Here is a 5,080-nt window from a genome sequence, read left to right as displayed (position 1 = left end):
GTGAGTTTTCGGCAAGCCTGCTTGGATTGAAGCAGGCGAATGTGATATCATTTCCCCAGAATGACAAGGAGGGTCCTGGGAGCGATGAGAGAAAGCCGAAGACTGATCGAAGCAACCGATGAGCTGCTCGAAGAATTGAGTGTATGGAGGAAGGCTCACCGTCCTCACACACCACTTCCTCCTGAGTTGTGGGACCAGGCAGTGAATCTGGCTACCAGGCAAGGCCTGTGGAAAACAGCGCGTGCACTGCGACTTGATTACAATGCCCTGAAAAAGCGGGCTGATGCCAGGACTTCAGAGCCCGCGACACCCGATGTGCCACAATTCATAGAAATCTTGTCACCTCTTTCAGGTCAGATTGCCGAGTGCACTTTGGAAGTCATATCAACCCGAGGTGCACGAATGCTGATCGAGATGAAGAATGTGGCATCATCAGGGTTGGCCTCCATAATTCGTGAATTTGCTGGTTAGTGAAATGATACAGATCACGCCGCAGATGAGAATTTTGGTAGCTGTGGAGCCGGTGGATGGCCGCAAAGGCATTGACTCGCTCGTTCGATTGTGCCAGCAGAGACTCAGCGATGATCCATTTTCCGGAAGTCTATTCATTTTTCGGACACGAGGCGGGACGGTCATAAAGCTCCTCGTTTATGATGGCCAGGGTTTCTGGCTTGCGCAAAAGAGATTATCGCAGGGCAGGTTCAAATGGTGGCCCAAAGCTGAGGGTCCTGTTCACATGCTCGAAGCCCATCAGGCACAAGTGCTGTGTGCAGCAGGCAATCCGACGGTGCAGGGAGCGCCCATATGGAAATCGGTTCGAACATAGAAATGTGGGGCACATAAAAATATTCTGAAAGTATGACTTGTTGAGCATGATTCTGTCGCCCTTGTGTAGAAGCAGTCTTATGTGAATAAAATCAAGACATCCACGAACATAAGAAAGAGCAGGATTGACATCGACCTGCAGGAATTGGACGGCATACTGGATGCGGCAGTTGAAAAGCCTATTCTCGAGACGGATGCCAACAAAATCAAGACAGCTTTGCATGTGCTGGTCGACCGATTGACGCCTCGGCCACGGACCACAGAAAAGACATCGCAGGTGATTGAGTCTCTTTTGTCTTCACATCCAGAAGAGACCAAACCTCCAGCACCAGGGCACGGGCGAAATGGAGCGGTGGCGTTTACGAGCGCTCAGAAGGTGGAGGTCGCATATACTGGTCTGAGTGCGGGATGCGCATGCCCAAAGTGTCTGATGGGCAAGGTATACTCGCAGAAGGAAAAAAAGACTCTCTTACGCTTCAAGTCACAGCCACCTATTCAGGCTACGCTATATGAGATTGAGCGGATGCGTTGCAATCTCTGTGGCGAAATTTTTACGGCACCGGAGCCGGAAGGTGTAGGCCCTGATAAGTATGATGAAACTGTCCCTGCCATGATAGCACAGTTGAAATACGGCAGCGGTATGCCTTTCAATCGGATTGAGGATCTTCAGAAGAATCTGGGAGTTCCGCTACCGGCGTCCACGCAATGGGAACTGGTGCGGGATGCAGCAGAACTCATGAAACCTGTGCACAGCGCTCTCATCGAGCAGGCAGCCCAGGCACAGGTAATTCATAATGATGACACCGGGATGAGGGTGCTCACCCTCGAACGTCCAGAAGATGACAAACGCACAGGAACTTTCACAAGCGGCGTGGTTTCAGCCGGCGGCGGTCCTGAGATCGCTCTGTATTTCACTGGCATTCAACACGCAGGTGAGAATCTGCGGGATATACTCGAGCATCGCTCGAAGGAGGCAAATGCCCCGCCTATGCTGATGTGTGATGCGCTATCGCGAAACGTGCCAAAATCGGATGGAGCCGACTCGTTTGCCGTTATACTTGCCAACTGCCTCTCTCATGGTCGGCGCCACTTTGTGGATGTGGCAGACAACTTCCCTGCCGAATGCCGCTTTGTTTTGGAGACACTGGGTGAAGTATACGGAATCGACAGGCAGACTCGGGAGCGAGGCTTGAGTTCGGAGGAACGGCTGGCGCTTCATCAACAACAGAGCGCCCCTCCTATGGAAAAGCTGAAGGCGTGGATAATGACCCAGTTTGACGAAAAACTGACTGAGCCGAATTCAGGACTGGGCCAGGCGATGAAGTATATGCTGAAGCATTGGTCTCCCCTTACTCTGTTTCTTCGCAAGGCCGGTGCTCCGCTGGACAATAACATCTGCGAGCGGGCTCTCAAAAAGGCAGTCCTGCATCGGAAAAACGCGCTCTTCTATCGAACAATGAACGGGGCGCAGGTGGGCGATCTCTACATGAGTCTCATCCACACCTGTGAGTTGAATGGAGTGAATCCCTTCGACTATATGACCGAGTTGCAACGGCATTCTGAAGAGGTACGTAAAGATCCATCAGCATGGATGCCGTGGAATTATCCGAAAGCGCTCACAAGAACCAACAACTCTCCTCCTGATTCGTAGATAGCTTACGCAGCAATCTTCTCCAATTTCTTTTTTGCGCTCATGGGTTTGTGCACTGTTCCCGAAAGCTCACAAAGATCCTCCGGAAGAAGATCTTTTTGAATAACTACTCCATGATAAGTGAAATTATGGCGTGCAATGGTTTCAAAGAATTTTTTCTTTATGCCGGGTTTCGTGCTCGTGAAATGAAATTCGTGAGCATCACTGAAGCCCAGAGAATGCCTTAGCTTCTGAATGGCTTTATCAGCAGAATCTGCCTCTTCCTCATCTTCAAAAATGACGAGGACAATAATGAAAATGGCAGAAGAGCCCTTTTCAATTTTTAATCCCGTATCTCCTGATTCGTCTAGAAATACAAGCATATGTTATTGCTTCCTGTTCTTCTTATACTGACGGGAAAATGCCAAAAGGCTTTTTCCACCACATCATCTTCTTTTCCTTATAGCTCTTACTATTTCTTAACTTCGGAAACTATTTTTTCCATAGTCTATCCCACCAGGAACGTTGCTTCTCCATGTTCAGGGCCTCCTCCAGCGCCTTGATTGTTTCCTGTGAACGGCAGAGCGACTGTTTATTTTCTGCCAGTTCTGCCGCCTGTGCCTCCAGCTCGGACAACTTGGAAGGGATGCTCTCAAACGGAGCCGGCAACATTTTTACCTGGCGATCCAGCTCTTCGAATTTATAGCGATACATCATCAGGCCCTGTTCTAATTGCGAACACCTCTGTTCCCATTCCCGGCGGTGCAGGTCATAGGTTTCAAAGGTCACGACGTCCACCTGTTCGCCTCCGTTACGCGTAGCATGTTCAGCCTTAACAGAAGCCGTAGCCTGTTCTGTTATGTGTTCAATCTCAGATGAATGGAAAAGCCAATTGTCACCGCGTTTGCCTGGCTCCTTTTTGACGCGTAGCTGTTCGCCTTTCGCCGTTCGCCTTTTGATCATCATCCTGAGGGATGCTGCACTCCTTCCCGTTCTATCACTCACTTCCTGAATTGTTAACCATTCTTTCTTTACCGGTGCGGTGTTCGCGTTCGTGTTCACTGTGTGTTACGCCTCCTTTTGGCATAAATAAAAGAGTTAAGACTAGACGCGTAACTAGCCTTAACTCCCGCAGTTTTACATGTTCTCCTTGTTACGTGTTCTTCCTGCCAGTTCGCTTGAGCACTTGAGCAGACGAAAGCGGCACATGCCGATCTCCAACTTGACAGTCTGGGTGAGGGAAATGCTCGAACAAAATAACAGCGCAATGAAGTTTTGACAACAGGGACTATTTTTGATAAAATATGGACATATATGACACATACTAACAGTGTGGAGCTCAAATGGTGATCGAACAAAATGCCGTGTATACGGTGAAAGAAGCAGCAGAGCTTTTAAAAATGAGCGAAGCTTCTATGTGGAGGCTTGTCAGAAGCGGCGAGCTTGAATCAGTAAAACTAGGAAAATTAAGGAGAATAAAGGGGCAGGCTCTTTTATCCCTTCTAGATAAAGGGACAAAGAAAGCTTAAGAGATAGGGCAAAGCAAAAAGCCATTCCGGAAATCAAGAATGGCTGTCGGCTGCACCCATAGGGGCTTTATAATAACTCTCGCAAAGCTATTATAACATACCCCCATGAGAGCAGTCAACTTTCCCTATGCTTTCATGGGGGTATTCTTATGAGTGAAAGTCGTGGAAAAAAAGGCGAAATAGACTATATATTCGCAAGATATCCTCTTTGGATACGATACAGCGGACTTCCAAGGGAACTTGGACCCGTTGCCTGGGCAGTATTCCAAAGACTCCTCGAATTGAGAGAACGCTTTGAATCACAAAAGTTTTTCTATGCGCTGGAAAGACTAGCTGAAACAAGCGGGATAAAAAATAAACGGAATATGGTGAGTATCCTGGAGCGATTAGCAACCTGTAAACTTATAAAATATCTCACCACCGCAGGCAGAGGAAAAGCCACGGCATTTGAAATTCTCGAACCCCTTAATACACCTCTCACTGAAGAAGACGTCTACAAAGTATATCCAAGATTAAGTTCTAAATCCTATATAAAAAAGCTACGTGACGCGGCTGAAGAGCAGAAAAAGATGATCCACGATCCTCTTTTAGAGAACAAAACCGAAAAGGTGATCCACGATCCTCTTTTAGAAGAAGAAAAGGTGATCCACGATCCTCTTTTAAAAACCGAAAAGGCGATCTGCGATCCTCTTTTAGAAGAAGAAAAGGTGATCCGGGATCACCCCATTAAAAAGATATATATAAAAAGACAACAACAACAAAAAGATCTTTTTATATCCGGCACGCCGGATGATCCCCAAGATGTGCCGAAGCCGGCGGAACCCGATAGCAATAATGCTGTTGTTGCTCCAAACGCCCAATACCTCAAAGAGTACGGCATATCCGGCGAGCTGGCCGAACGATACACCAGGATATATGCCCCTCATTATCTTGAAGATAAGATAGAGATAATTGAATACAAGCGTTTTAAGGGAGAGCTGATAAGAAATCCAGGCGGGATGCTGAAGAAGGCGATTGAAGAAGACTGGCAGCGGCCGGAGGGATTCTCGACCAGGGCGCAGCGGGAGGAAGCTGCCAGGGCGGCAAAGGAAGCCGG

General features: G+C 48.1%; 7 protein-coding genes. 5 read left to right on the top strand and 2 right to left on the bottom strand.

Annotated elements, in window-relative coordinates; translation table 11 throughout:
* Positions 1 to 84 precede the first annotated feature (84 nt).
* From VIS94_13790 to VIS94_13780, 3 genes are all read left to right on the top strand, one after another.
* A complete protein-coding gene (locus VIS94_13790) occupies positions 85 to 471 on the top strand; it encodes a hypothetical protein (protein ID HEY9162143.1) in 387 nt (128 codons plus the stop codon).
* A 4-nt stretch (positions 472 to 475) separates the two neighbouring features.
* The gene (gene tnpB, locus VIS94_13785) at positions 476 to 826 is read left to right on the top strand and encodes an IS66 family insertion sequence element accessory protein TnpB (protein HEY9162142.1); all 351 of its coding nucleotides are present in this window, start codon (positions 476 to 478) and stop codon (positions 824 to 826) included.
* Positions 827 to 907: 81 nt separating this feature from the next.
* Entirely contained in the window at positions 908 to 2,476 is a 1,569-nt protein-coding gene (locus tag VIS94_13780) for an IS66 family transposase (protein ID HEY9162141.1), read from the top strand.
* A gap of 5 nt (positions 2,477 to 2,481) precedes the next feature.
* On the opposite strand, the gene VIS94_13775 is transcribed toward VIS94_13780, so the two are convergent.
* Together VIS94_13775 and VIS94_13770 are read right to left on the bottom strand one after the other, a co-directional pair.
* A complete protein-coding gene (locus tag VIS94_13775) occupies positions 2,482 to 2,838 on the bottom strand; it encodes a DUF3800 domain-containing protein (protein HEY9162140.1) in 357 nt (118 codons plus the stop codon).
* Between the two features lie 109 nt (positions 2,839 to 2,947).
* Positions 2,948 to 3,517: a hypothetical protein gene (locus VIS94_13770; protein ID HEY9162139.1), complete on the bottom strand. Its 570-nt coding sequence runs from the start codon at positions 3,515 to 3,517 to the stop codon at positions 2,948 to 2,950.
* A gap of 281 nt (positions 3,518 to 3,798) precedes the next feature.
* Between VIS94_13770 and VIS94_13765 the strand changes: the two genes are divergently transcribed.
* Complete coding sequence (locus VIS94_13765) at positions 3,799 to 3,984, top strand: helix-turn-helix domain-containing protein (protein ID HEY9162138.1); 186 nt, start codon at positions 3,799 to 3,801, stop codon at positions 3,982 to 3,984.
* 149 nt (positions 3,985 to 4,133) lie between these two features.
* A partial coding sequence (locus VIS94_13760) for a hypothetical protein (protein ID HEY9162137.1) occupies positions 4,134 to 5,080 on the top strand: 947 nt, incomplete at its 3' end.

The organism is Desulfomonilia bacterium (genome assembly GCA_036567785.1).
Lineage (GTDB): Bacteria > Desulfobacterota > Desulfomonilia > UBA1062 > UBA1062 > DATCTV01.
Note: the sequence above shows the minus strand (reverse complement) of the source record. Positions and strands in the feature narration are given on the sequence as shown.

What these genes read in the sequence shown, in the direction of transcription:
- VIS94_13790 (HEY9162143.1), top strand. Translation starts at nt 85, where the DNA reads ATGAGAGAAAGCCGAAGACTGATCGAAGCAACCGATGAGCTGCTCGAA.
- tnpB (HEY9162142.1), top strand. Translation starts at nt 476, where the DNA reads ATGATACAGATCACGCCGCAGATGAGAATTTTGGTAGCTGTGGAGCCG.
- VIS94_13775 (HEY9162140.1), bottom strand. Translation starts at nt 2,838, where the DNA reads ATGCTTGTATTTCTAGACGAATCAGGAGATACGGGATTAAAAATTGAA.
- VIS94_13765 (HEY9162138.1), top strand. Translation starts at nt 3,799, where the DNA reads ATGGTGATCGAACAAAATGCCGTGTATACGGTGAAAGAAGCAGCAGAG.